We start from the raw sequence: 22,404 nt of genomic DNA, 5'->3' as shown, positions 1-22,404 counted from the left end.
GCGCGGCCTTTTGATAGACCGCGGGACTTTCAATTTGCCCCCGGCGTTCTATCCTTTGACAACGAGAAAATCGAGGAACCCAATCATGAAACTGACCTGGTACGGCCATTCGGCATTCCGCATCGAGACAAAGGACGCCACCATCCTCATCGACCCGTATCTGGTCGGCAATCCGTCCTGGACGGGCGGCTGGGAAGGGCCGGCGGAAGGGGTGACGCATGTTCTCCTGACCCATGGCCACAACGACCATGTCAGCGGTTCGATCGAGGTGCTGAAGAAGAGCGGCGCCATGCTGGTCGCCAATTTCGAGGTCTGCATGTATCTCGTCGGGCAGGGCGTCAGCGACAAGAAGATCAACCCCGGCAACATCGGCGGCACCGTCGATTGCGGCCCCTTCACCACCACCTTCGTCCAGGCGCTGCACTCCTCCTCGTTCGGCGGCCAGGGCGGCACCAACACCTATCTCGGCAACCCGGGCGGGCTCGTGCTGCATTTCCCGCAGGACAAGACGCTTTACCACATGGGCGACACCGACATCTTTTCCGACATGGGGCTGATCAACGAATTGCATGAACCGAAGATCGGCATCGTGCCGATCGGCGACCGCTTCACCATGGGCGGGGCGGTGGCGGCCCTTGCCTGCCGCCGCTTTTTCAGCTTCGATACGGTCGTTCCCTGCCATTTCGGCACCTTCCCGATCATCGATCAGACCGCCGACAAATTCGTGGCCGGCATGGAAGGGTCCGGGGTCAAGGTAGCGCTGCCCGAGATCGGAAAGGCGATTACGATCTGAGCAGCACTCCCTAGGCGCGCCGGAGCTATCCGCAGTCTGTTCGGTTCAACATGATCGATGTTGCACCGCAAGCGTTGCGCCGCTATAGCCCGCACTGGTTTTTCCGAGGCAAATAGACATGTCCGTTGATCTTCAGACCGTGAAGCGCGTCGCTCACCTTGCTCGCATTGCGGTGAGCGAGGAGGACGCCGAGCGCATGACCGGCGAGCTGAACGCCATCCTCGGCTTCGTCGAGCAGTTGAACGAGGTCGATGTGTCCGGCGTCGAGCCGATGACCTCGGTCACCCCCATGGAGATGAAGAAGCGGCAGGATGTCGTCACCGACGGCGACAAGGCGGCCGACATCGTCGCCAACGCGCCCGCCACCGAAGAAAACTTCTTCCTCGTTCCCAAGGTCGTGGAGTAGGGCAGGATGGCCGTCGAGATCGCCGTCGAGACGCCCTTGCAGGACGACGTGCGGGCGCTGGTCGCGGAGCTCAATGCCGCGCTGCTCGAACTGACGCCGCCGGAGCATTGCTACCACCTGACCGTCGAGCAGATGGCTGGCCACGACACGACGGTGTTCATTGCCCGCGACGGTGGCCTTGCCGTCGGCTGCGGCGCGCTGAAGCGGCATGACGAGGTGACTGGCGAGGTCAAGCGCATGTACACGCGGCCCTCGCATCGCGGCCAGAAGATCGGTGCGCAAATCGTCGAGCGGGTCGAGGCGCTGGCGCGGCAGGAAGGGCTGCAACGTCTGGTTCTCGAAACCGGCGATCGCCACCCGGCCGCCTGGACCGTCTACGAGCGTGCCGGGTTTTCGCGTTGCGGTCCGGTGCTGGATTATCCCGACTCCAAGTGGTCGGTGTTTTACGAAAAGAGCCTTGCCTGATGAGCGACCTCACACATCTCACCATTTCCGAGGCCCGCGCCAAGCTGCGCGGCAAGGAGATCTCCGCCGCCGAGATCACGGAAGCCTATCTCTCGGCGATCGAGCGCGCCAATCCGGTGCTCAATGCCTACATCGCGGTGACCGCCGACAGGGCGCGCGCCATGGCCAAGACCTCCGATGCGAAGCTGGGCAAGGGCGAGGGCGGGGCGCTCGAAGGCATTCCGCTCGGCATCAAGGACCTGTTCGCCACCGAAGGCGTCCACACCCAGGCCTGCAGCCATGTGCTGGACGGCTTCAAGCCGCACTACGAATCGACCGTCACCAGCAATCTATGGGCCGACGGTGCCGTCATGCTCGGCAAGCTCAACATGGACGAGTTCGCCATGGGCTCCTCCAACGAGACCTCCTACTACGGCCCGGTGATCAACCCGTGGCGGCGCTCGCGGCTTGACACGGTTGTCATGCCGACGACGCACCAGGGCGACGGCGGCTTTGTCTCCGCTGGCGGCACGAAGACGGAGCGCACGCTCGACAACGCCCAGCTTGTGCCAGGCGGTTCCTCCGGTGGCTCGGCTTCGGCTGTTGCTGCCTTCCTCTGTGCCGGCGCCACCGCGACCGACACCGGCGGCTCGATCCGCCAGCCCGCGGCCTTCACCGGCACCGTTGGCATCAAGCCGACCTATGGCCGCTGCTCGCGCTGGGGCGTGGTTGCCTTCGCCTCGTCGCTCGACCAGGCCGGACCGATCGCGCGCGACGTGCGCGACGCCGCGATCCTGTTGAAGTCGATGGCCTCGTCCGACCCGAAGGACACGACGTCGGTCGACCGGCCGGTGCCGGACTACGAAGCAGTGATCGGCAAGCCGATCAAGGGCATGATGGTCGGCATCCCGAAGGAATACCGCGTCGACGGCATGCCGGAAGACATCGAGGCGCTCTGGCAGCAGGGCATCGCCTGGCTGAAGGACGCCGGCGCCGAGATCGTCGACATCTCGCTGCCGCATACCAAATACGCGCTGCCTGCCTACTACATCGTGGCGCCTGCCGAAGCCTCGTCCAACCTCGCCCGCTATGATGGCGTGCGCTACGGATTGCGCGTGCCCGGCAAGGACATTGTCGACATGTATGAGAAGACGCGCGCCGCCGGCTTCGGCCGCGAAGTCAAGCGCCGCATCATGATCGGCACCTACGTGCTTTCGGCTGGCTATTACGACGCCTACTACCTGCAGGCGCAGAAGGTGCGCACCTTGATCAGGCGCGATTTCGAGAACGTCTTTGCCGCCGGTGTCGACGTCATCCTGACCCCGGCAACGCCGTCGGCCGCTTTCGGCGTCGCCGACGAGGACATGAATTCCGATCCGGTGAAAATGTATCTCAACGACATCTTCACCGTGACGGTGAACATGGCTGGCCTGCCGGGCATCTCGGTGCCTGCCGGCCTCGACGGCAAGGGTCTGCCGCTTGGCCTGCAGCTCATCGGCCGGCCGTTCGACGAGGAAACGCTGTTCCAGACCGCGCATGTCATCGAACAGGCGGCGGGCAAATTTCAGCCGGAAAAGTGGTGGTAGCGTCGTCCCTCATCTGAAAGGGGTGAGGGATGTTTTATTATCTTTCCAAGATCCTCTGGTTCTTCGTCCAGCCGCTCAACCTGGCGATTTTCCTGCTGCTTGCCGGCTTGCTGGCGGCGCTGTTCGGTCGCCGGCGGCTGGCCGCCACCGGTAGCGTGCTCGCCTTTCTGATCCTTGCTCTTTCAGCCTGGACCTCTATTGGCGCGACGATGCTTACCCCGCTGGAGGAACGCTTTCCGAAGCCGCCGCTGCCGGAAAAGGTCGACGGCATCGTCGTGCTCGGCGGCGGCTTCGAGGGCGCCATCAACCTGGCGCGCGGCGGCTATGAGCTGAACAGCGGCGGCGACCGCATGGTCGAGACGGCGATACTCGCCCGGCGCTTTCCGCAAGCGAAAGTGGTCGTCTCGGGCGGCATTGGCGAGCTTTTCCTCAACGGCGAGGGCGATGCCGACACCGCGCCGCGCCTGCTCGGCGCCCTGGGTGTTGCGTCCGATCGGCTGATTCTAGAGAACAAGTCGCGCAACACCTACGAGAATGCCGTCTTCACCCGCAGGCTGGTCGAGCCGAAGCCCGGCGAGACATGGCTGCTGGTGACGTCCGCCTTCCACATGCCCCGCGCCAAGGCGCTGTTCGACAAGGCGGCTTTTCCAACCGTTGCCTGGCCGGTCGACTACCGAACATCGGGGCGCGAAGGCATCGGCCTCTACCGCGACAACCCGTCTGACGCGCTGCAGGCGACCACGACGGCAATCCGCGAATGGATCGGGCTCTTCGCTTACTGGCTGTCGGGCCGCATCGATCGGCCCTTTCCTGCACCGGGCGGTTGACCGAGCACTGCCTGGCGCGCGGCCGAGAAGAACTGGCGCCGCACCAGCACCGCCAGCAGCACCAGCGTTGACAGCACGAACACTGTCGGGCCGACGAACCAGCCGAGATAGCCGATCGAGAAAAAGACGGCGCGCAGGCCGGAATTGAAATGCTTGCCGGCAAGCACGTTCATGCGTGTGGCCCGCCACACTGCCGTCTCGCTGACCGGATTGCGCGAGGCCTCGCCATGCGGGACCGGCACGGCGCCGATCAGGATCGAGCAATAATTGAACAGCCGGTAGGCCCAGCCGAACTTGAAGAAGGCGAAGGCGAGGATCAGCACCAGGCCGAACATCTTGGCCTGAAAGGCCTCGCGGGAGGATGCGGCGGCTAACGGCAGGTCGGCCAGCACGGTTAGAACCCGGTCGGATGCGCCGAGCAGGGCGAAGCAGCCGCCCAGCGCGATCAGCGAGCTCGAAGCGAAGAAGGCGGTGCCTTGCTGCAGGCCGTTCATGATGGCGGTGTCGACGATGCGCACCTCGCGCTCGGCCATGTTGCGCATCCAGGCCTCGCGCTGGGCGTTCATCGCTGTCGTCAACGACACGCGGCTGACGAGCTTGCCGTCCGAGGCAAGAGTATGCAGCACCCAGACAACCAGGAAGAAGGCCAGCGCCGCCAGGTCTGCCGCTGAAAGATGGAGGGAATCGCCCATGCATGCCTTTTACCACAGGCCCGGCGGGTGCTTCGACAGCCGAGGCAAGCACCTGATGATGTCGCTGCCGGAGCAAACAAGGTCGGCTGACGCCGCGCCGCCACACGCAAAACAGCGGAAACATCACGGGAATTCCTATATGTAAGGTTTGAGCGGCCCTCAGGAGACAACGGCGCGTGTTCCTTTCGGTATTCGACCTGTTCAAGATCGGCATTGGTCCATCGAGCTCGCACACGATGGGACCGATGACGGCGGCGCGCCGCTTCCTCGACGAAATTATCGCCGGCGACTGGCCGCGTCCCGCCGGCGTCAAGGTCGATCGCATCGGCGCCAGCCTGCACGGCTCGCTTGCCTATACCGGCATTGGCCATGGCTCGGACCGCGCCGTCATCCTCGGCCTTGCCGGCCAGACGCCGCAGACGGTCGATCCTGACGAGGCGGATGGCATCGTCGCCCGCATAAACAGCGAAAAGCGGATTTCGCCGCCCGGGCATCCGTCCTATCGCTTCGACCCCGCCAAGGACCTTGTGCTCGACCGCAAGACGCCGCTGACCGGCCACGCCAACGGCATGGCGTTCTACGCCTATGACGCATCCGACCGGCTGCTGCTCAAGCGCATCTATTATTCGATCGGCGGCGGCTTCGTCGTCTCCGAGGAAGAATTGCAGCGCATGAAGGCCAAGGGCTCGGTGACGACTGAAGGCAAGAAAGTGCCGTATCCGTTCGAGAACGCCGTCGAGATGCTGGCAATGGCGGCCAAGAGCGGGCTTTCCATCGCCGAGATGAAGCGCGTCAACGAGGAAAGGCACATGTCGCGCGAGGAGCTCGATGCCGGCCTCGACGCGATCTGGAGCGCCATGAAGGGCTGCATCGACCGCGGCCTGTCGCAGGACGGCGTCATGCCGGGCGGATTGAAGGTGCGCCGCCGCGCGCGCCAGCTGCACGACAAGCTGAAGGAGCAGTGGCAGCAGAACCGGCCCAATCCGTTGCTCGCCAATGATTGGCTGTCGATCTACGCCATGGCGGTCAACGAGGAGAACGCGGCCGGTGGGCGCGTGGTGACTGCGCCGACCAATGGCGCGGCCGGCACGCTGCCGGCGGTGCTCCGCTACTGGCTGCATTTCCACCCAGAAGCCGACCAGCCGAGCATCCGCGACTTCCTGCTGACGGCTGCCGCCGTCGGCGGCATCATCAAGTCCAACGCCTCGATTTCCGGCGCCGAAGTCGGCTGCCAGGGCGAGGTGGGTTCCGCTTCGGCGATGGCGGCCGCCGGCCTTTGCGCGGTCATGGGCGGCACGCCGGAGCAGGTCGAGAACGCCGCCGAGATCGCGCTCGAGCATCATCTCGGCATGACCTGCGATCCGGTCGGCGGTCTTGTGCAAGTGCCCTGCATCGAGCGCAATGCGCTCGGCGCGGTCAAGGCGGTCACCGCCGCCTCGCTAGCCATCAAGGGCGACGGCACCCATTTCGTGCCACTGGATGCTGCGATCGAAACCATGCGCCAGACCGGCCTCGACATGAACGAGAAGTACAAGGAAACAAGCCTCGGCGGGCTGGCCGTCAATGTAGTCGAGTGCTGAAGACGGCAAGCCGTCTTCGCCATTGCATTTCTTGCCTTATGATACCATTTTATGGTACTGAACTGCATGAAGCGGAGCATCAGGCAACGCTCGCGCAGATTTTCGCGCGGCCGGTAAGCGGCACAATTCGATGGTCGGATATCGAGCCTTAGGTGCCGAAGTCAGTGAACGCGAAGGGTCGCGTGTCGGTGTGTTTCTGTTCGGCGAGGTCCGGGTTTTCCATCGGCCGCATCCGACACCGGACACTGACAAGGGCGCGGTTGCCAGCATCAGGAAATGGCTGGAGAGCCATGGAGTGAGACCATGAAGAATATCATTGAGATCGACGGCCACAAGGCATCGGTGTCTTTCGACCCGGAGCTTGGAATGCTGAGGGGCGAATTCCTGGGACTGGCCGGCGGCGCGGATTTTTACGCCGCGAATGTCGACCAACTCTACGCCGAGGGTGCAACGTCGTTGAAAGTTTTTCTTGACCTGTGCCGCGAGAAGGGCATCAAGCCTTTTCGAGAATTTTCTGGCCGCTTCAACGTTCGGCTTGATCCGGCCACTCACGAAGCTGCTGTCATCGCTGCCGCGGCCGAGAACAAGAGCCTCAATGAGTGGGTTGCCGAAGCAATCTCGACGGCTGCCCTGGCCGAATAATCGGGCAGGCATCGGCCTGTGTATAACGTCGCCCGGCGTTGAACGCCTTGGGGGCAGTCGCTAGATTGCGGTCATGTCTCTCAATCTCATCAAGCTCTGCGTCGGCTGCGACAGCGTCGAGGATCTGGAAGAGTGGATTGCCTTCCGGCTCGACGAGCGGCGCCGCGCCGGCGACCCGGCCGAGCACTGGCACACCACGCGTATGGTGCCGACGCGCGGCGACGAGATCACCGACGGCGGCTCGCTCTACTGGGTGATCAAGGGCAACGTGCAGTGCCGGCAACTCATCACCCAGATCCGGCCCTTCGTCGACGGCGAAGGCATCGGCCGCTGCCATCTGGTGCTCGATCCCGAAGTGGTGCGCACCGACTGGCAGCCGCGCCGTGCCTTCCAGGGCTGGCGTTATCTCAAGCCGTCCGACGCCCCCGCCGATCTCGGCAACGGCAGGGCCGCATTGGCCGAGATGCCGCCGAAACTGCGCATGGAGCTTGCCGAACTCGGCCTGCTGTAAGGCCGCACGGCCTCATCTTCCGGTTGCTGGCCCTTCGGCTCGTCCGATGTGGGACTTGCAAGCATTCGACCCACACCCCATCCTGATTTGCAGGCGCAATCATCTGGATGATGCAAACCGATGGGCGTGATCATCGCATTGGCGGCCTTGCTTCTGGTGCTTTTCGGCGTCGCGACAGTCTTTGTACGCGCCGACGCCACCAGGATGGCGGACAATCTTAGAACGCTTGGGCCCGCGCTGCTGGGCCTGTTCGGCGCGACGATGCTCGTGGTCGGCCGCAGCAGTATTGGCGGCCTGCTGATGATTGCGGCGGCAGGCTGGTATGCCTGGATGCGGGCGAGACGGCCGCCGGCGAAGGCTGTCGCGGCCAAACGCTCGACCGTGCGCACCGCGGCTCTCGAAATGGACCTCGACCACGACAGCGGCAAGCTCGAGGGCCTTGTTCTCGCTGGCCACTATGAGGGTAAAATGCTGGGCGCCATGGGGCTCGCGGACCTGCAGCAACTCCACGTCGAGCTGCGGCCGGACCCGGAGAGCCGCCAGCTGCTAGAGACGTATCTTGACGGCCGTTTTCCCGTCTGGCGCAAGGACGCGCAGCCGGACAGTGGCGAAGGGCTGGGTGTTGCGCCAGGTGCGGGCGCCATGACTAAGGAGGAGGCCTACAAGATCCTTGGTCTTGAAGCGGGGGCTGCCGCGGCGGATATCCGCAAGGCGCACCGCCGCCTGATGCAGCGCCTGAATGCCGATGTCGGCGGCACGTCTGTCCTGGCGGCGCGGATCAATGAAGCCAAGGACGTCTTGCTCTCCAATCACGACTAGTCTCCTTCGACGCGGAACTTTCCCGGAGTTTCAAAGGCCGCCTATTGCTGGACGGCGTAGCACGAGATTTTCTTTCGCTTCAGGGCATCGCAGGCCTTCCAGGCTGCGTCCTTGGAGCCAAAGCCGCCGAAGCGGGCACGGTAGTAGGTGACGCCGTCCTTGTCGAACGCGACCGTGAAGCCCGACGCATCCGCCAACACCTTCGGCGCCTGCTTGCTCGTCTTGTCGAGAAGGGCCTGGGCACCGGATTGCGTCGGCGAGGACGCAACCTGCACCACCCATCCCGACGGCAGCGACGACGTCTTGACCGGATCGACGGCCGGCGGGGCCGCCGGCGCCGGCTCGGCGTATGCGGCAACAGTTTGCGAAGCTGTTTCCTGTGTCGCGGGTGCGGGAGCCATGGCGGCCACGGCCACCGTCTTCACCTTCCTGACCTGGATGACCGGCTTGGTCTCGTCGGCCACCGGAACGCTGTCATCAGCTGACGCGACTTCGGTGTCGTCGACGGCCGGCTTTTCATCCGGAGTCGGCGCGTCGTGCTTCGGCAGGAAGACCTTTGCCAAAGCCTTGATCGGATTGTCGCCGCCCGCCTTGGCGATCAGATCGCCGCCGCCGCGGGTCGAGGCGCGCGGCAGGTAGGTGTTGATCAGGGTGGCCATCTGGTTGTCGCGGCTGCGGCCGGAAGTACCGCCCATCACCACGGCAACGAGGCGGCGATCACCATCGGCGACGGAGGAAACCAGGTTGTAGCCGGAAGCGCGCGTGTAGCCGGTCTTGATCCCGTCGACGCCCTTGATGCGGCCGAGCAGGCGGTTGTGACCGTTGATGCGCTGGCGGCCGTATAGGAACGAGCGCTGCGAGAAATAGCCGTAATATTGCGGGAAGTGCTCGCGGAGCGCGATGCCCAGCATGGCCATGTCGTGCGCCGTCGTGAATTGGCCAGGATCGGGCAGGCCATTGGCGTTGCGGAAGACGGTGCCGTTCATGCCGAGCTGGCGGGCCTTGGCCGTCATCATACGGGCAAAATTGTCTTCGCTGCCGCCCAACATCTCGCCCAGCGCGGTCGCCGAGTCGTTCGCCGACTTCGTCACCATCGACAGGATCGCGGTCTCGACCGGCACCGAGCCGCCGGCGCGCACACCGAGCTTGGTCGGCGGCTCGGACGCCGCATGCGCCGAATACGGCACTGGCGTGTTCTTGCTGATTCTGCCCTTCGCCAGCGCCTCGAAGGTGAGGTAGAGCGTCATCATCTTGGTAAGCGAGGCCGGATAGCGCCGGCCGTTGGCGTCGGCCGAATAGAGCACCTTGCCGGTCTTGGCATCGACGACAATGGCCGCTGACTTGGCGGCAAGAGCCGATGCGACATCGGCGGCGACAATCGTCACCGCGAGCGCGGCGACCATGATCGCCTTGAAGGAAAATGAAGATTTGGAGACGAAGCCCGACAACGCCTGACGCACCGCTACTTACCCTGAATTTTCGTTGCCCCGGAGGCGGCAGAGGGAGTGCCTGCCTCGCTTCCGGCCAAGCTATCGCGGTCAGCGTTACCAATCCGTTTATGGTAACTGCCGCGTTCACCAATTTCTGGCGATTTGAGCCTCTGTTTATTCGAATTTTAGCCGTTGCTGCTGCCCAGCTCCCTTGCGGCCCTAGGGATTCTTGACTTTTGTGCAATGCACAATATATTGAGGTGCATTGCACAAGGGCGCCCGGGGCTAATGGGCGTTTCAACCAAGGGAAGAATGAAATGACCCAGACCTATGAGGACTTCACGAAATACGGCAAGGAATTTGCCGACACCGGGCTGAAGAGCTTCGCCTCGCTCACCAAGGGCGCGCAGGCGATCGCCACCGAAGCCGGCGAATATACCAAGAAGAGCTTCGAGGCCGGCAGCGCTGCCGTCGAGAAGCTGTTCTCGGCCAAGTCGATCGAGAAGGCCATCGAGATCCAGACCGACTACGCCAAGCAGAGCTACGAGAGCTTCGTGGCGGAGGCCAGCAAGATCGGCAATCTCTATGCCGAGCTCGCCAAGGAAGCCTACAAGCCGTTCGAATCGGTCGTCGCCAAGGCGAAGTAATTTCGTCCGATCCCATCTGACACGGCCTGCGTGCCTGCAGGAAGGACCCGGTCGCGGAAACGCGGCCGGGTTTTTTCATGCGCGATCGCAGCGCCCGCGCCCTTGCCGCATTCACGATTGAGAAATTCGCTGAAGTTTGCCCACCTAGCCATATTGTCAGCTAAACAGAAGGGCTTAAAATCGGCCATCGAAGACCTACATGTTGAACTCGCATGAGGATTCGAAAAGGCAGGACTACGTGACGATCGGTTTGACTGCCACGGCAGGCGTGGTGCGAATGCAAAGTGACGACGACCGAAACGATCCCGGCCGCGGCACGGCGGTCATCACGCGCACCAAAACCAAGACCAAGAAGCCCAGCCTCTACAGGGTCCTCATTCTCAACGACGACTACACTCCCATGGAGTTCGTGGTCCACGTCCTGGAGCGTTTTTTCCAGAAGGACCGCGAGGCCGCCACACGCATCATGCTGCATGTTCATAATCATGGAGTGGGCGAGTGCGGGGTCTACACATTCGAGGTGGCCGAGACCAAAGTGTCTCAGGTCATGGATTTCGCCCGACAGAATCAGCATCCGCTGCAATGCGTGATGGAGAAGAAGTGAGGTAACATGCCGGCTTTCTCCCAAGGCCTGGAAAAGGCGCTACATCAGGCGCTGACATTCGCCAACGAGCGGCATCATGAATATGCGACGCTCGAACACCTGCTGCTCGCGCTCATCGACGACACCGAGGCGGCCGCCGTGATGCGCGCCTGCAACGTCGATCTCGACGAGCTCAAGCACACCGTTCTCACCTATATCGACACCGAGCTCGACAACCTCGTCACCGGTTACGACGAGGATTCCAAGCCGACCGCCGGGTTCCAGCGCGTCATCCAGCGCGCCGTCATCCATGTGCAGTCGTCCGGCCGCGAGGAAGTGTCCGGCGCCAATGTGCTCGTCGCAATCTTTGCCGAGCGCGAGAGCCACGCCGCCTATTTCCTGCAGGAACAGCAGATGACCCGCTACGATGCGGTCAACTACATCTCGCACGGCATCGCCAAGCGCCCCGGCGCTTCGGAGTCGCGCACGCCGCGCGGCGCCGAGGACGAGCAGGGCGGCCAGAACGGCGCCGAGCCGCAGGAGGACGGCGGCAAGAAGAAGCCGCAGGACGCGCTGACGGCCTACTGCATCAACCTCAACAACAAGGCCAAGGCCGGCAAGATTGATCCGCTGATCGGCCGCGAGAGCGAGATCAACCGCACCATCCAGGTGCTGTGCCGCCGCTCCAAGAACAACCCGCTCTATGTCGGCGACCCCGGCGTCGGCAAGACGGCGATCGCCGAGGGCCTGGCCAAGCGCATCGTCGAAGGCGACGTGCCCGAGGTGCTGCAGGACGCCACCATCTTCGCGCTCGACATGGGCACGCTCTTGGCCGGCACCCGCTATCGCGGCGACTTCGAGGAGCGGCTGAAGCAGGTCGTCAAGGAACTCGAGGACTATCCCGGCGCGGTGCTGTTCATCGACGAGATCCACACCGTGATCGGGGCGGGAGCCACGTCCGGCGGCGCCATGGATGCGTCGAACCTCTTGAAGCCGGCGCTCTCGTCAGGCGCGATCCGCTGCATCGGCTCGACTACCTACAAGGAGTTTCGCCAGTTCTTCGAGAAGGACCGCGCGCTGGTGCGGCGCTTCCAGAAGATCGACGTCAACGAGCCGACCATCGAGGACGCCATCGAGATCATGAAGGGCCTGAAGCCCTATTTCGAGGAGTTCCACAAGGTCCGCTACACGAGCGAGGCGATCAAGGCCTCGGTCGAGCTTTCGGCCCGCTACATCAACGACCGCAAGCTGCCGGACAAGGCGATCGACGTGATCGACGAGACCGGCGCCTCGCAGATGCTGGTGCCGGAGGCCAAGCGCAAGAAGACGATCGGCATCAAGGAAATCGAGGCGACGATCGCCACTATGGCGCGCATCCCGCCGAAGACGGTTTCGGCCGACGACGAGAAGGTGCTGCAGGGTCTCGATATCGAGCTGAAGCGCGTCGTCTACGGTCAGGATACCGCGATCACCGCGCTGACGTCGGCAATCAAGCTGGCGCGCGCCGGCCTGCGTGAGCCGGAGAAGCCGATCGGTTCCTACCTGTTCTCAGGGCCGACCGGCGTCGGCAAGACGGAAGTGGCCAAGCAACTCGCGGCCTCGCTCGGTGTCGAGCTCATCCGCTTCGACATGTCGGAATACATGGAACGCCACACCGTCTCGCGGCTGATCGGCGCGCCTCCCGGCTATGTCGGCTTCGACCAGGGTGGCTTGCTTACCGACGGCGTCGACCAGCATCCGCATTGCGTGCTGCTGCTCGACGAGGTGGAGAAGGCGCATCCGGACCTGTTCAACATCCTGTTGCAGGTGATGGACCACGGCAAGCTGACCGACCACAACGGCAAGCAGATCGACTTCCGCAACGTCATTCTGATCATGACGACCAATGCGGGCGCGTCGGACGCTCAGCGCGCGGCGATCGGCTTCGGCTCGACCAAGCGCGAGGGCGACGACATCGAGGCGATCAACCGGCTGTTCACGCCGGAGTTCCGCAACCGCCTAGATGCGATCATCCCGTTCGGCTCGCTGCCGGTGCCGGTGATCCACCAGGTGGTGCAGAAGTTCGTCATGCAGCTTGAAGCTCAGCTCTCCGAGCGGGGCGTCACCTTCGACCTGTCGCCGGACGCGATCGCCTGGCTGGCCGACAAGGGCTATGACGAGCGCATGGGCGCGCGTCCGCTCGGTCGCGTCATCCAGGAGCACATCAAGAAGCCGCTGGCGGACGAGGTGCTGTTCGGCAAGCTGAAGAAGGGCGGCACGGTGCGTGTCACCGTCGAGAAGAAGGAGACCGGCGAGACCGGCCTGAAGCTCGAATCGCTCGCCGACGAAGCCCCGGTGAAGCCGAAGAAGGAAGAGCCGGAGGACGCGCCGAAGCCGAGGAAGGCAACGGCGAAGAAGCCCGCCGCCAAGAAGGCGGTGGCCCAGAAGCCGGAGCCGAAGGGCAAGGACGGCGGCAAGCGCAGCCTGGTGCCGCAACTGCCCCGCAAGGGCTGATCGGCCTGAAACGCGTCGCGCTGAAACAGATTCAGGCGACGCGCTTCACGTGTTGGTTTTGATGCATGTCGTTCTCCCAAATCAGCTGCGCGCTTTGAGCGACATGCATTGAAGTCAAGAAAAGCCCCGGCAACGGGGCTTTTCTTCGTTGGAGGAACCCACGTGATGCATGGGCAAATCATCATTCTGAACGGCGCGCCGCGCTCCGGAAAGTCGAGCATTGCCGCCGCGGTTCAAGAGACGTTCGATGGCGTGTGGATCAATCTCGGCGTCGACGTCTATGCGCAAGTCACACCGCCGCGACTGCGTCGGGGCATTGGCCTGCGCCCCGGCGGCGAACGACCCGACCTCGAGGCTTTCGTGCCGCGCCTTTACGCCGCGCTTTATGACTCCATCGCCGCACACAGCCGGCTGGGGCTGAATGTCGTCACCGATGTCGGCCACCACGAAGCCCATTCGAGGCCGCTCGACATTCTTCCCGATTGCGCCCGGCGCCTGGCCGGCCTGCCGGTGCTGTTCGTCGGCGTCCGCTGCCCGATCGAAGTGATCCTGCAGCGGCGCGCCGCAAGCGCGGCGGACGGAACTTATGTGACCGGATCGGACGAGGATCCGATACCGCGGCCCGTGCGCCTGTGGCAGGAAGAGGTGCACAAGCCCGGTATCTACGACCTGGAAGTCGATACGTCGCGGCTGGGCCCGCAGGCGTGCGCCGAGGTAATTCGGCAGCGGCTTCTCGCCGGACCGGAGCCGCTGGCCTTCCGGAGGCTGGCGCAAATGCGAGCAAAGGGCAAGGACGGCGACCAGCGCAGCCCGGTGCCGCGACTGCCGCGCAAGGGCTGAAAGGCCTGAGGATCAAAAAGCTCCCAAGGCATGAAATGAAAGGACGGAACTTTTCGTTTCATGCTTTGCCGGTTGCGGAAGTCAAGCAACGCCGTCCGGTGCGAAGCGTGCCAGGGAGTATCCGCATGCCTTCCAGATCATGATCGATAAGAGCGCACCCGCGTAGCCGTCGATGGCATAGTGCCAGCCAAGCACGACCGAGCCGACCATTATCATACTGGCGAATGCCCACATCAGGATACCGGCCAGCCGGGAGCGCCGTGCTGCGTAAAGAGAGAAAAGCACCGCCATCGCCACGTGCATGGATGGGAAAGCGGATATTCCGATACTGCCGTCGGTCGCGCCGGTATAGCCGCTCCATAGCATGTCCTGCGTGCTGAGCGCCCAGATCGGATAGATGCGATCGGCGGCAGCAAGTGCTTGCATGAGGGGGCGAAAGTCATCGCCGAGTCCCAGCCGCTCGTAAAAGCACGGCCCTGCCGACGACAGCCCCATCGCCAGGAAGAAGCCGCCGAGCGTCCATATCAGCATGAAGCTCATCAGGAACTGATGACGCAGCTTCGTATCGTTGCGTGTGATGCAGGCAGTGAAAACCGTGGCGATGAGCACGATGAACCAGAAATTGTACGCGATATTGAGCATCCTCAACGCAAATGGCGACTGGACGACAAACCATAGCCATTCGTCTGGTGCTCTACCGAAATGCAGGATCCGATCGGTGTGGGCCAGCGCCTTGTCCCATGCAAATGGGGAAAGGATTGCGATGGCTCCTTTCAGCACACCGACGGCGGATACGAAGGCGATGCTCGCGGTCAGGCCATTCAGGCTATTGGCAGTGCGTTCGGCGTCGCCGAAAAAGCTGCCCAGCGATTTCAGGAAGGTGCCGAGCGGTGCGGTATCCCGCTTGACCAGCGCAAGGTGGAGAAAGATCCCAAGTGCAAAGACGCAGCCGCAGATCCAGAAAGCGATGGAAAGGTACTGAATGTATTCCTTCAGTACGCCGAAATCTGGCATGTTTCCGGTATGCATGCCGATCACTGTTGCCAGCAGCAGGGCACCGACGGCCATGGCGTGCAGCAACCGGTGCCGTCGAAAGGCGTCCGCCAGGGCAATCAGAAAAGCACGTCCGACAGCCGTCCTCGCTAGGGGCGTCGACGCCGCAACCGAATTTTCCATGGTTCGAAACCCAAAAGCTCGCCACTGCCTCAGCGTTCTACAGCGAGATGGTTCGATATTTCCTAACCAAACTATTCGAGTGCAAACGGTCTCATCCGGCGCTGCACGCGGCCGGCTAGACTCGAAAAATCTCGCGGCAAACCGAAATCGGGCTCGTCAGTCCGAGGCTATCGGCAATGTAGGCGGACCCGCGAGCTTCACAGTGCCGCGCGGATCTTGCCGGCGTTCTCGGCCAGCACCTCCGGCTTTTCCATCTGCCCGGAATGCGGCTTCAACGGCACGCCCTCGAAGCGCGGGATGACGTGGACATGGAGGTGGTAGACGGTCTGCCCGGAGGCCGGCTCGTTGAACTGCAGGAGCGTCACGCCGTCGGCGTTGAAGGCCTTCTTCACGGCCACCGCCACTTTCTGCACCACGGCAAACAGCGGACCGAACGTCGCCGGATCGGCGTCGAGGATATTGCGCGACGGGGCCTTCGGCAGCACCAGCGTGTGGCCGACCCCTTGCGGCATCACATCCATGAAGGCAACGACTGCGTCGTCCTCATAGACGCGATGCGACGGAATCTCTCCGCGCAGGATTTTTGCAAAGATGTTGCCGGGATCATAGGCTTCGGCCATGGTGGGCACTCCGGATTGCAGTCCTCGTCCGGTGTAGCGAAGCCGCTTCCGAGCGGCAAGCCGATTAGGCCGGTCTGCCAGCCGAGATGCCACGTCGCCGGCTTGCGCTCGAACCAGGCGACCAGCGGCAGGATAATCAAAAGACCCGCCACACCGAGCCATTGCCCGGCATTCATTGATGCCAAACCCCGGATGTGTTCTCTGGCGGGACTTAGCGGATGCCGTTTGCGCGGTAAACGTGCAGCCTAGGACTTCTTCCCGCGAAAATGTTGTTTGTGTCGCAAGAGTGGAGGCTCGCTGGCTGTTGCCTAACAGAATGGAGAGGCCATGAAGTGGATTGTCGCCGGTTGGCTTTTGTTCATTGTGTCGGCGCTGTTCTTCATTGCCGCCGCATGGCGTGCGGGCGATCTGCTGGCGCTTGGCGGTGGCATCTTTTTCCTGGTCGCGTGTTTTTCGTTCCTCGTTCCCATTGCGGCCAGAAAGCCGCAATGATTCCTCGGGTAACGCCGCGCGGACCTATTCGTTGAGGTTCTTGCGGAACGGCGTGTGCTCTTCGAGATATTCGCCCATCCGCTCGACCTCGCGCCGCTCGCGGCGAAGGTAATCGGCGACCGCGTTGCGCAGGCCGGGGTGGGCAATGTAGTGCGCCGAATGCATGGTCACCGGCTGGTAGCCGCGCGCCAGCTTATGCTCGCCTTGCGCGCCCGCCTCCACCACCTTCAGCTTGCGCTCGATCGCGAAGTCGATCGCCTGGTGGTAGCAGACCTCAAAATGCAGGAAGGGGTGATCCTCGACGCAGCCCCAGTTGCGGCCGTAGAGCGCGTCGGAGCCGATGAAGTTGATGGCGCCCGCGATATAGCGGCCGTTGCGCTTGGCCATCACCAGGAGAATGTCCTCGGCCATGCGCTCGCCGATCAGCGAGAAGAACTCGCGGTTGAGATAGGGCCGGCCCCATTTCCTGCCGCCGGTATCCATGTAGAAGGCAAAGAAATCGTCCCAGGCGCGCTCGGTGATGTCCTTGCCGGTCAGCCAGTCGATCGAGATGCCATCGGCAAGCGCTTCGCGGCGCTCCTTTTTCATCGCCTTGCGCTTGCGCGAGGCAAGCGTGGCGAGGAAGTCGTCATAGCTGGAAAAGCCTTCGTTGAAGAAATGGAACTGCTGGTCGGTCCGGTGCAGGAAACCGGCCGCTTCCAGCGTTGCTGTGTCGGACTCTGTCGCGAAGGTGACATGCGCGGAGGACACGCCGAGCTTATCGGTCACCAATTTTAGGCCGGCGGCGAGGCCAGCCTTTACCGCGCCTTCGTCCTCGCCTTTGCCGACCAGCAGGCGAGGGCCGGTGACAGGCGTGAAGGGCACCGAACATTGCAGCTTGGGGTAATAGCGCCCGCCGGCGCGCTCGAAGGCGTCGGACCAGCCATGGTCGAAGACATATTCGCCCTGGCTGTGCGATTTGAGATAGCAGGGCACGGCGCCCAGCAGCTTGCCTTGCGCCGTCTCGAGCCTGAGGTGATGACCCTGCCAGCCGGTGCGCCGCACGGCACAGCCGGAATCTTCAAGCGCGCTCAGGAAGGCGAATGAAACGAGCGGGTTGTAGCTGTTTTCCTTGTCGCCGCGCGTGGTTCCCGCAAAGCCGTTCCATTCCTCGCAGGTGAACGCGCCGATGCCCGCCGCGACGCGGATCGCATAGTCCGCATTCGCTGTCCGTCCATCGTCGTCGTCACCCTGATCCATGCGGCTTATTTAAGCGTCCTCAGGGCAGCTACAAGTCACGTTTCAGGCACCGCCTCAGGCGACCTTGACCAGATCGGGCTCAAAACCTTCGAAGGTCATCTGGTCGGCATATTTGAAGGTGAGATCGACCGCCGGCTGGTCGTGCACCGTCCAGGTGATGACCGGCATCCCGAGCTTTTCGCGCACGAAGCTGACGAATGGGTTCGGCAGGTCGCCGGCGGCGTAAGAGGTGAAGGCGAGGTTGTGCGCCAGCATGGCGAAATGCGCCTCGATCAGCTGGTTGTCCTTGCCATAGGCAGTCAACCCGCCCGGAATGCCCGGCGCATCTTTTGCAAAATCGCGGATCAGCCAGTGGTCGAACGACATAATCGCCACCTTGCCCTTGTAGCGCTTGAGCAGCCTGCCTACGCTCGCCACCAGCCCGGCGTCGTGGCCCGATACGCCTTTCAGCTCAACCACCAGCGGCACCTGGCCGCCGATCAGGTCGAGCGCCTCCTGCAATGCCGGCACATGGTCTTTCGTGCCCCCCACCTTGAGCGTCGTGAGTTCGGCCGCGGTGCGTTGCCAGACGAAGCCGTCCTCGCCGGTCAGGCGCTTGAGGTCGCCGTCGTGGATGATGACCGGCACGCCGTCGGAGGAGATATGCACGTCGCATTCGATCGCATAGCCGCGCTCGACGGCTGCGGCGAAGGCCGACAGCGTGTTTTCCCAGCGCGTCTTGTTCATGTCGTGAAAGCCGCGATGCGCCACCGGGCGGGCAATCAGCCAGGAAAGGTCGGTCATGTCAGGCTCTTCTTACTCGACTTCGAAGATCGCTTCGATCTCGACCGCGGCATTGAGCGGCAGCGAGGCGGTGCCGACGGCGGAGCGGGCATGCTTGCCGCGTTCGCCGAGGGCCGCGACCAGGAAGTCGGAGGCGCCGTTGGCGACCAGATGCTGTTCGACGAAGTCCGGCGCCGAGGCGACGAAGACCGTGATCTTGACCAGCCGGCGGATTTTTTCGAGATCGCCGAGGGCTGCTTTGGCCTGCGCCAGGACGTTGATGGCGCAGAATTTCGCGCCCTCCCTGCCGGCGGCAGTATCGATGTCGCGGCCGAGCAATCCGCTTGCCTGCAGCTTGCCGTCCTTCAGCGGCAGTTGGCCGGCGGTGAAGAGCGTGTTGCCTGTCCGGCAGTAGGGCACGTAATTTGCGGCGGGCGCGGCGGCGGCCGGGATGGTTACGCCGAGATCGCTTAGCCGCTTTTCGATTGTTTCGCTCATTGGTTTTCCCTATTGCTGGAAGGCGCCGCGTTGGCCGGGCCGAAATTGCTATTTTTGCCTCGCTTCCGCCACGACTTTTTTTAAGCTGGACCATCTTTCCCTGCGGCCTGCCATCGGTCGCGACGATCGGAGCACTTCATGCGCGTGACGCGCCTTTTCCTTTCCGCCGCCCTCCTGTCGGCGGCCATCCCGATGGCTCCGGCCTTTGCCGTGCCCGCGCTGCAGGCGCACCGCGCCGTCTACGACCTTACTCTCAATAAGGCGTCCGACCGCTCGGGCATTACCGGCATCTCCGGGCGCATGGTGTATGAATTCAACGGCTCTCCCTGCGAAGGCTACACGGTGAAGTTCCGCTTCGTCACCCAGATCGTCACCAGCGACAACACCAGGCTGACCGACCAGCAGACGACGACGTTCGAGGACGCCGAAGGCAAGACGTTCTCCTTCGTGACGAAGTCCTTCGTCGACCAGAATTTGGACAAGGAGGTCAAGGGCATGGCGACCAGGGAGCCGAAAGGTCTCAAGGTCGACATCGACAAGCCCGAGAAGAACACGCTCGAGCTGGCCGCCACGCAGTTCCCCACCCAGCATCTCGTCGAGCTGATCGGCAAGGCCGAGAGCGGAGAGAACTTCTATCAGACCAATCTGTTCGACGGCTCCGAGGATGGCAACAAGGTGATGACGACCACCATCGTCGTCGGCAAGAAAACCGACGCCGACAAGTCGGACCCGGAAGCGCCGGCGCTCGCCAAGCTCGCCACCGACAAATACTGGCCGGTCAACATCGCCTATTTCGACGACACCGACAAAAGCGGCGAAGAGGTGCCGGAATACCGGATCAGCTTCAAGCTGCATGAGAACGGCATCACGCGCGATCTTGTCATGGACTATGGCGACTTCTCGATGACCGGCAAATTGGTGAACCTGTCGCTGTTCGATCAGACCAAGCCTTGCCCGGCCTCGAAATAGCAGCGGGTTAACCACGAAGCGGCCTGCCGAGGCGGCCTGACTTGAAGGCGCCGCAATCCTGTCCCAGCTTTCCTGAAGGCATTTCGGGGGAGAGGCTTGGGCAGGATCGACGTGTTCGTGGCGCCGCGACCCAATCCGGCGCTGATCAAAATAATGACGATCGTCAATCGCATCGTCATGCTGCGTGGGGTTCCGGGCTTTCGCGACTTGTTACCGTTCAACCGGCTGGCCGGCTTGCGCGGTGTCGCCAATGTCCGCCACATCGATTTCCCCGCCGCCGACGAGCAAAGTCTGAAGGCCTGCTGCGGCGCGGGGCAGGCAACATTCATCACGCCCAACCATCCCGAATTCTTCACCGACTGGATGATCGACAAGGAGATCGTCTCGCGCGTCAGCCCGCTTGCCGCGTCCTGGGCAACGCATGGCGTGGTGAACGGGCTCGGCCGGCTGATGCAGAAATTCTGGCTGGCCAACAATCTGATCGCGCAGATCCCCGGCAACAACGAAGCCGCCAAGGCGCATTCGGTCGACTGGGCGCTCAAGGGCCATGGCGTGCTGCTTCATCCGGAAGGCGGCGTCGGCTGGCATGGCGGCTGTGTCGGGCCACTGCTTCCCGGCGCGGTGGAAATGGGGCTTGAGGCGCTGCAGCGCGGTCGCGAAACGAACAAGGATTTCAGGGCCTGGGTCGCTCCGGTGGTCTGGAAGCTCGCCTTCACCGGCAATGTCGAGCGGGCGCTCGCCAGGGAATGCGCCTATGTCGAGAAGAGCCTGAAAATCGAAGGGGCCGGAGGCGGCTCGTTGCCGGAACGCGTCTATCGCATCTATTCAACGCTGCTGACCCGGGACGAGCGAGCCTGCGGACTGACGGCGGAGGAGGGCGCTTCTTATGCCACCCGCCAGCAAAGCGTGCTGGCCACGCTTGGCCTGCAGCTCGCCGAAGGCACGGCTGCCGACGCCGGCCTCGACTTGGCCGAGCTGCTACGGCGCTCGCGCCGCTGGCTGCGCGAGGGCAAGGCAGACGCCGAAGAGCAGAAGCGCGTGCGAAAATTGGCGGAAACGATCCAGCGCATCCAGCGCGTCGGCCCATGGGCCTTCGCCAATCAAACGATCACGCAAGAAGAGATCGCCGAGCATCTGAAGCGCATCCGCAACGATTATTGCAAAGACACGTTGCGCGACACGATCAACCGCTTCGTGCCGCAGCCCGCGGGACCGCGCTGCGTCCACATTCGCGTGCCCGAGCCTTTGGGATTGCACGACTACGACGGTTCGGTCGACGAGGCGCTCGCCGAACTGCGCTCGCGCATGCAGGAGGCCGTGACGCGGATCGTCACCGAGCTCGCCGTCGCCGGCGGCTTCATTTCTTATCCGAATCCCTTCTATCATCGCTGACGCCGGGGCTCGGCTGATTGCGGGCTATTGGCGTGAAAGAGGACGCGGCAAGCCTCATGGCGATCTATGTCGACGCGGCAATCTGGAAATGGGCCGGCCACCGCTGGTGCCACCTGATGGCCGACGACACCGACGAACTGCATCGCTTCGCGGCGGAACTCGGCCTCAAGCGCTCGTCCTATCAGGGGCCGCCCAAGACATCGGCGCCGCACTATGACATAACCGGCTTCGAGCGCGACCGCGCGGTGCGGCTGGGCGCGATCGAGTGCAGCCGCGAGGAAATCGTTGCGATCTTCCGCCGTGTGCGGGTGCCGAACGGGAAGATACGACCATGACGTTTACGGCATTTCTGGCCTACTGCGCGGCGATCACACTTGCCGCCGCCACGCCCGGCCCATCGATGTTCACCGTCATCACCAACGGTGTCTCGCGCGGCTTTGTCAGGGCATTCATGGCCGGTGTCGGCATCGCCGCCGGTGACGCCGTGCTGGTGATCTTGGCATTGCTCGGTCTTGTGGCGCTGGCACAGACCTTCGAATGGGTGTTTCTCGCCTTGAAATATGCAGGTGCGGCCTATCTCGTGTTTCTCGGTATCAGGATGTGGCGGTCGGCTGCTACCCAGGCAGTTGAGTCGCAGGCGCCTCAGGCGAGGCTGTCCCGGTCGTTTTTCCTCGGCGCCTCCATCGCACTTGGCAACCCCAAGGCAATCCTGTTCCACGCATCGATCATGCCGCTGATCCTTGACCTCGATACCATGACCTTCGCCGGCGGGCTGCTCGTCGTCGCTATCGTCATCAGCGTCAATATCGCCACAATGGGCGTCTATGCGTCGCTTGCCGGGCGGGCCTCGGTCTGGTTCAGAACACCGAGGCGCATGCGACTGATGAACAAGTTCGCCGGCGGCGCTATGATCGGCACCGGTGCGCTGATCGCCGCACGCTGAACTGGGAGACGCGGCAGCGC

General features: G+C 63.2%; 26 protein-coding genes. 19 read left to right on the top strand and 7 right to left on the bottom strand.

What is annotated here, in order from left to right:
• The first annotated feature begins 85 nt into the window (after nucleotides 1-85).
• The 5 genes from AU465_RS07030 to AU465_RS07010 all read left to right on the top strand — a co-directional run bounded on the left by AU465_RS07030 (nucleotide 86) and on the right by AU465_RS07010 (nucleotide 4,056).
• Nucleotides 86-793, top strand: coding sequence for a metal-dependent hydrolase (locus AU465_RS07030; protein ID WP_192245251.1), 708 nt, complete (start codon nucleotides 86-88; stop codon nucleotides 791-793).
• 118 nt (nucleotides 794-911) lie between these two features.
• Nucleotides 912-1,199 carry an Asp-tRNA(Asn)/Glu-tRNA(Gln) amidotransferase subunit GatC gene (gene gatC, locus AU465_RS07025; RefSeq protein ID WP_192245249.1) on the top strand — a complete coding sequence of 96 codons (288 nt, stop codon included), beginning with the start codon at nucleotides 912-914 and terminating at the stop codon, nucleotides 1,197-1,199.
• A gap of 6 nt (nucleotides 1,200-1,205) precedes the next feature.
• Nucleotides 1,206-1,664, top strand: a complete 459-nt coding sequence (locus tag AU465_RS07020; RefSeq protein WP_192245247.1) for a GNAT family N-acetyltransferase — start codon at nucleotides 1,206-1,208, stop codon at nucleotides 1,662-1,664.
• Entirely contained in the window at nucleotides 1,664-3,229 is a 1,566-nt protein-coding gene (locus AU465_RS07015; RefSeq protein WP_192245245.1) for an amidase, read from the top strand. The genes AU465_RS07020 and AU465_RS07015 overlap by 1 nt, the downstream gene beginning before the upstream one ends.
• A gap of 29 nt (nucleotides 3,230-3,258) precedes the next feature.
• Complete coding sequence (locus tag AU465_RS07010; RefSeq protein WP_192245243.1) at nucleotides 3,259-4,056, top strand: YdcF family protein; 798 nt, start codon at nucleotides 3,259-3,261, stop codon at nucleotides 4,054-4,056.
• Here AU465_RS07010 and AU465_RS07005 read toward each other — a convergent pair.
• Complete coding sequence (locus AU465_RS07005) at nucleotides 4,005-4,748, bottom strand: DUF599 domain-containing protein (RefSeq protein ID WP_192245241.1); 744 nt, start codon at nucleotides 4,746-4,748, stop codon at nucleotides 4,005-4,007. The two genes, AU465_RS07010 and AU465_RS07005, sit on opposite strands and share 52 nt — an antisense overlap.
• Before the next feature lie 176 nt (nucleotides 4,749-4,924).
• Here AU465_RS07005 and AU465_RS07000 point away from each other — a divergent pair, with 176 nt between their 5' ends.
• The 5 genes from AU465_RS07000 (at nucleotide 4,925) to AU465_RS06980 (ending at nucleotide 8,300) form a co-directional block, all read left to right on the top strand.
• Complete coding sequence (locus AU465_RS07000) at nucleotides 4,925-6,328, top strand: L-serine ammonia-lyase (RefSeq protein ID WP_192245239.1); 1,404 nt, start codon at nucleotides 4,925-4,927, stop codon at nucleotides 6,326-6,328.
• 130 nt (nucleotides 6,329-6,458) lie between these two features.
• On the top strand, nucleotides 6,459-6,635 hold the full coding sequence (locus tag AU465_RS06995) for a type II toxin-antitoxin system HicA family toxin (RefSeq protein WP_312891221.1): 177 nt from the start codon (nucleotides 6,459-6,461) through the stop codon (nucleotides 6,633-6,635).
• Nucleotides 6,632-6,970: a type II toxin-antitoxin system HicB family antitoxin gene (locus tag AU465_RS36330; RefSeq protein WP_192245238.1), complete on the top strand. Its 339-nt coding sequence runs from the start codon at nucleotides 6,632-6,634 to the stop codon at nucleotides 6,968-6,970. Before AU465_RS06995 ends, AU465_RS36330 begins: the two co-directional genes overlap by 4 nt.
• Nucleotides 6,971-7,043: 73 nt before the next feature.
• Nucleotides 7,044-7,481 (top strand): DUF1489 family protein, encoded by a 438-nt coding sequence (locus AU465_RS06985; protein WP_192245237.1) that lies wholly within the window; start codon nucleotides 7,044-7,046, stop codon nucleotides 7,479-7,481.
• Between the two features lie 120 nt (nucleotides 7,482-7,601).
• Nucleotides 7,602-8,300, top strand: a complete 699-nt coding sequence (locus tag AU465_RS06980; protein ID WP_192245236.1) for a J domain-containing protein — start codon at nucleotides 7,602-7,604, stop codon at nucleotides 8,298-8,300.
• A gap of 41 nt (nucleotides 8,301-8,341) precedes the next feature.
• Here the strand turns inward: AU465_RS06980 and AU465_RS06975 are convergent, their stop codons facing one another.
• Nucleotides 8,342-9,760, bottom strand: coding sequence for a D-alanyl-D-alanine carboxypeptidase (locus AU465_RS06975; protein ID WP_192245235.1), 1,419 nt, complete (start codon nucleotides 9,758-9,760; stop codon nucleotides 8,342-8,344).
• Between the two features lie 287 nt (nucleotides 9,761-10,047).
• On the opposite strand from AU465_RS06975, the gene AU465_RS06970 reads away from it, so the two are divergent.
• The 4 genes from AU465_RS06970 (at nucleotide 10,048) to AU465_RS06955 (ending at nucleotide 14,293) form a co-directional block, all read left to right on the top strand.
• Nucleotides 10,048-10,377, top strand: coding sequence for a phasin family protein (locus tag AU465_RS06970; protein WP_059185707.1), 330 nt, complete (start codon nucleotides 10,048-10,050; stop codon nucleotides 10,375-10,377).
• Between the two features lie 277 nt (nucleotides 10,378-10,654).
• Nucleotides 10,655-10,981: an ATP-dependent Clp protease adapter ClpS gene (gene clpS / locus AU465_RS06965; RefSeq protein WP_192245305.1), complete on the top strand. Its 327-nt coding sequence runs from the start codon at nucleotides 10,655-10,657 to the stop codon at nucleotides 10,979-10,981.
• A 6-nt stretch (nucleotides 10,982-10,987) separates the two neighbouring features.
• Nucleotides 10,988-13,453: an ATP-dependent Clp protease ATP-binding subunit ClpA gene (gene clpA, locus AU465_RS06960; RefSeq protein WP_192245233.1), complete on the top strand. Its 2,466-nt coding sequence runs from the start codon at nucleotides 10,988-10,990 to the stop codon at nucleotides 13,451-13,453.
• 165 nt (nucleotides 13,454-13,618) lie between these two features.
• Entirely contained in the window at nucleotides 13,619-14,293 is a 675-nt protein-coding gene (locus AU465_RS06955) for a chloramphenicol phosphotransferase CPT family protein (RefSeq protein WP_192245231.1), read from the top strand.
• 81 nt (nucleotides 14,294-14,374) lie between these two features.
• On the opposite strand, the gene AU465_RS06950 is transcribed toward AU465_RS06955, so the two are convergent.
• Together AU465_RS06950 and AU465_RS06945 are read right to left on the bottom strand one after the other, a co-directional pair.
• Complete coding sequence (locus tag AU465_RS06950; protein ID WP_246505902.1) at nucleotides 14,375-15,469, bottom strand: phosphatase PAP2 family protein; 1,095 nt, start codon at nucleotides 15,467-15,469, stop codon at nucleotides 14,375-14,377.
• Between the two features lie 197 nt (nucleotides 15,470-15,666).
• On the bottom strand, nucleotides 15,667-16,089 hold the full coding sequence (locus AU465_RS06945) for an HIT family protein (RefSeq protein WP_192245229.1): 423 nt from the start codon (nucleotides 16,087-16,089) through the stop codon (nucleotides 15,667-15,669).
• 327 nt (nucleotides 16,090-16,416) lie between these two features.
• On the opposite strand from AU465_RS06945, the gene AU465_RS06940 reads away from it, so the two are divergent.
• Nucleotides 16,417-16,581 carry a cytochrome oxidase subunit III gene (locus AU465_RS06940; RefSeq protein WP_095780537.1) on the top strand — a complete coding sequence of 55 codons (165 nt, stop codon included), beginning with the start codon at nucleotides 16,417-16,419 and terminating at the stop codon, nucleotides 16,579-16,581.
• A gap of 24 nt (nucleotides 16,582-16,605) precedes the next feature.
• Here AU465_RS06940 and AU465_RS06935 read toward each other — a convergent pair whose 3' ends face one another.
• From AU465_RS06935 to AU465_RS06925, 3 genes are read right to left on the bottom strand one after another with little or no spacing between them, the layout of a single operon-like run.
• Nucleotides 16,606-17,820, bottom strand: a complete 1,215-nt coding sequence (locus AU465_RS06935) for a GNAT family N-acetyltransferase (RefSeq protein WP_192245227.1) — start codon at nucleotides 17,818-17,820, stop codon at nucleotides 16,606-16,608.
• 54 nt (nucleotides 17,821-17,874) lie between these two features.
• Nucleotides 17,875-18,603 (bottom strand): glycerophosphodiester phosphodiesterase, encoded by a 729-nt coding sequence (locus AU465_RS06930; protein WP_192245225.1) that lies wholly within the window; start codon nucleotides 18,601-18,603, stop codon nucleotides 17,875-17,877.
• 12 nt (nucleotides 18,604-18,615) lie between these two features.
• Nucleotides 18,616-19,080, bottom strand: coding sequence for a RidA family protein (locus tag AU465_RS06925; protein WP_192245223.1), 465 nt, complete (start codon nucleotides 19,078-19,080; stop codon nucleotides 18,616-18,618).
• A gap of 138 nt (nucleotides 19,081-19,218) precedes the next feature.
• On the opposite strand from AU465_RS06925, the gene AU465_RS06920 reads away from it, so the two are divergent.
• The 4 genes from AU465_RS06920 to AU465_RS06905 all read left to right on the top strand — a co-directional run bounded on the left by AU465_RS06920 (nucleotide 19,219) and on the right by AU465_RS06905 (nucleotide 22,384).
• Entirely contained in the window at nucleotides 19,219-20,049 is an 831-nt protein-coding gene (locus AU465_RS06920) for a cell envelope integrity EipB family protein (protein WP_192245221.1), read from the top strand.
• A 96-nt stretch (nucleotides 20,050-20,145) separates the two neighbouring features.
• Nucleotides 20,146-21,441, top strand: a complete 1,296-nt coding sequence (locus AU465_RS06915; protein ID WP_192245219.1) for a hypothetical protein — start codon at nucleotides 20,146-20,148, stop codon at nucleotides 21,439-21,441.
• Between the two features lie 56 nt (nucleotides 21,442-21,497).
• Nucleotides 21,498-21,776, top strand: a complete 279-nt coding sequence (locus AU465_RS06910) for a DUF4031 domain-containing protein (RefSeq protein WP_192245301.1) — start codon at nucleotides 21,498-21,500, stop codon at nucleotides 21,774-21,776.
• The gene (locus AU465_RS06905; protein ID WP_192245217.1) at nucleotides 21,773-22,384 is read left to right on the top strand and encodes a LysE family translocator; all 612 of its coding nucleotides are present in this window, start codon (nucleotides 21,773-21,775) and stop codon (nucleotides 22,382-22,384) included. The genes AU465_RS06910 and AU465_RS06905 overlap by 4 nt, the downstream gene beginning before the upstream one ends.
• The last annotated feature ends 20 nt before the right edge of the window (nucleotides 22,385-22,404 follow it).

The sequence above is a fragment of the Mesorhizobium silamurunense genome (assembly GCF_014843905.1).
In the GTDB taxonomy this organism is placed as follows: Bacteria; Pseudomonadota; Alphaproteobacteria; order Rhizobiales; family Rhizobiaceae; genus Mesorhizobium; species Mesorhizobium silamurunense.
This window is presented reverse-complemented; position numbering and strand designations above follow the sequence as displayed.

Coding starts and splice junctions, on each gene's coding strand:
- AU465_RS07030 (WP_192245251.1), top strand. CDS start 86: ATGAAACTGACCTGGTACGGCCATTCGGCATTCCGCATCGAGACAAAG.
- gatC (WP_192245249.1), top strand. CDS start 912: ATGTCCGTTGATCTTCAGACCGTGAAGCGCGTCGCTCACCTTGCTCGC.
- AU465_RS07020 (WP_192245247.1), top strand. CDS start 1,206: ATGGCCGTCGAGATCGCCGTCGAGACGCCCTTGCAGGACGACGTGCGG.
- AU465_RS07015 (WP_192245245.1), top strand. CDS start 1,664: ATGAGCGACCTCACACATCTCACCATTTCCGAGGCCCGCGCCAAGCTG.
- AU465_RS07010 (WP_192245243.1), top strand. CDS start 3,259: ATGTTTTATTATCTTTCCAAGATCCTCTGGTTCTTCGTCCAGCCGCTC.
- AU465_RS07005 (WP_192245241.1), bottom strand. CDS start 4,748: ATGGGCGATTCCCTCCATCTTTCAGCGGCAGACCTGGCGGCGCTGGCC.
- AU465_RS06995 (WP_312891221.1), top strand. CDS start 6,459: ATGGTCGGATATCGAGCCTTAGGTGCCGAAGTCAGTGAACGCGAAGGG.
- AU465_RS36330 (WP_192245238.1), top strand. CDS start 6,632: ATGAAGAATATCATTGAGATCGACGGCCACAAGGCATCGGTGTCTTTC.
- AU465_RS06985 (WP_192245237.1), top strand. CDS start 7,044: ATGTCTCTCAATCTCATCAAGCTCTGCGTCGGCTGCGACAGCGTCGAG.
- AU465_RS06980 (WP_192245236.1), top strand. CDS start 7,602: ATGGGCGTGATCATCGCATTGGCGGCCTTGCTTCTGGTGCTTTTCGGC.
- AU465_RS06970 (WP_059185707.1), top strand. CDS start 10,048: ATGACCCAGACCTATGAGGACTTCACGAAATACGGCAAGGAATTTGCC.
- clpS (WP_192245305.1), top strand. CDS start 10,655: ATGCAAAGTGACGACGACCGAAACGATCCCGGCCGCGGCACGGCGGTC.
- clpA (WP_192245233.1), top strand. CDS start 10,988: ATGCCGGCTTTCTCCCAAGGCCTGGAAAAGGCGCTACATCAGGCGCTG.
- AU465_RS06955 (WP_192245231.1), top strand. CDS start 13,619: ATGCATGGGCAAATCATCATTCTGAACGGCGCGCCGCGCTCCGGAAAG.
- AU465_RS06950 (WP_246505902.1), bottom strand. CDS start 15,469: ATGGAAAATTCGGTTGCGGCGTCGACGCCCCTAGCGAGGACGGCTGTC.
- AU465_RS06945 (WP_192245229.1), bottom strand. CDS start 16,089: ATGGCCGAAGCCTATGATCCCGGCAACATCTTTGCAAAAATCCTGCGC.
- AU465_RS06940 (WP_095780537.1), top strand. CDS start 16,417: ATGAAGTGGATTGTCGCCGGTTGGCTTTTGTTCATTGTGTCGGCGCTG.
- AU465_RS06935 (WP_192245227.1), bottom strand. CDS start 17,820: ATGGATCAGGGTGACGACGACGATGGACGGACAGCGAATGCGGACTAT.
- AU465_RS06930 (WP_192245225.1), bottom strand. CDS start 18,603: ATGACCGACCTTTCCTGGCTGATTGCCCGCCCGGTGGCGCATCGCGGC.
- AU465_RS06925 (WP_192245223.1), bottom strand. CDS start 19,080: ATGAGCGAAACAATCGAAAAGCGGCTAAGCGATCTCGGCGTAACCATC.
- AU465_RS06920 (WP_192245221.1), top strand. CDS start 19,219: ATGCGCGTGACGCGCCTTTTCCTTTCCGCCGCCCTCCTGTCGGCGGCC.
- AU465_RS06910 (WP_192245301.1), top strand. CDS start 21,498: ATGGCGATCTATGTCGACGCGGCAATCTGGAAATGGGCCGGCCACCGC.
- AU465_RS06905 (WP_192245217.1), top strand. CDS start 21,773: ATGACGTTTACGGCATTTCTGGCCTACTGCGCGGCGATCACACTTGCC.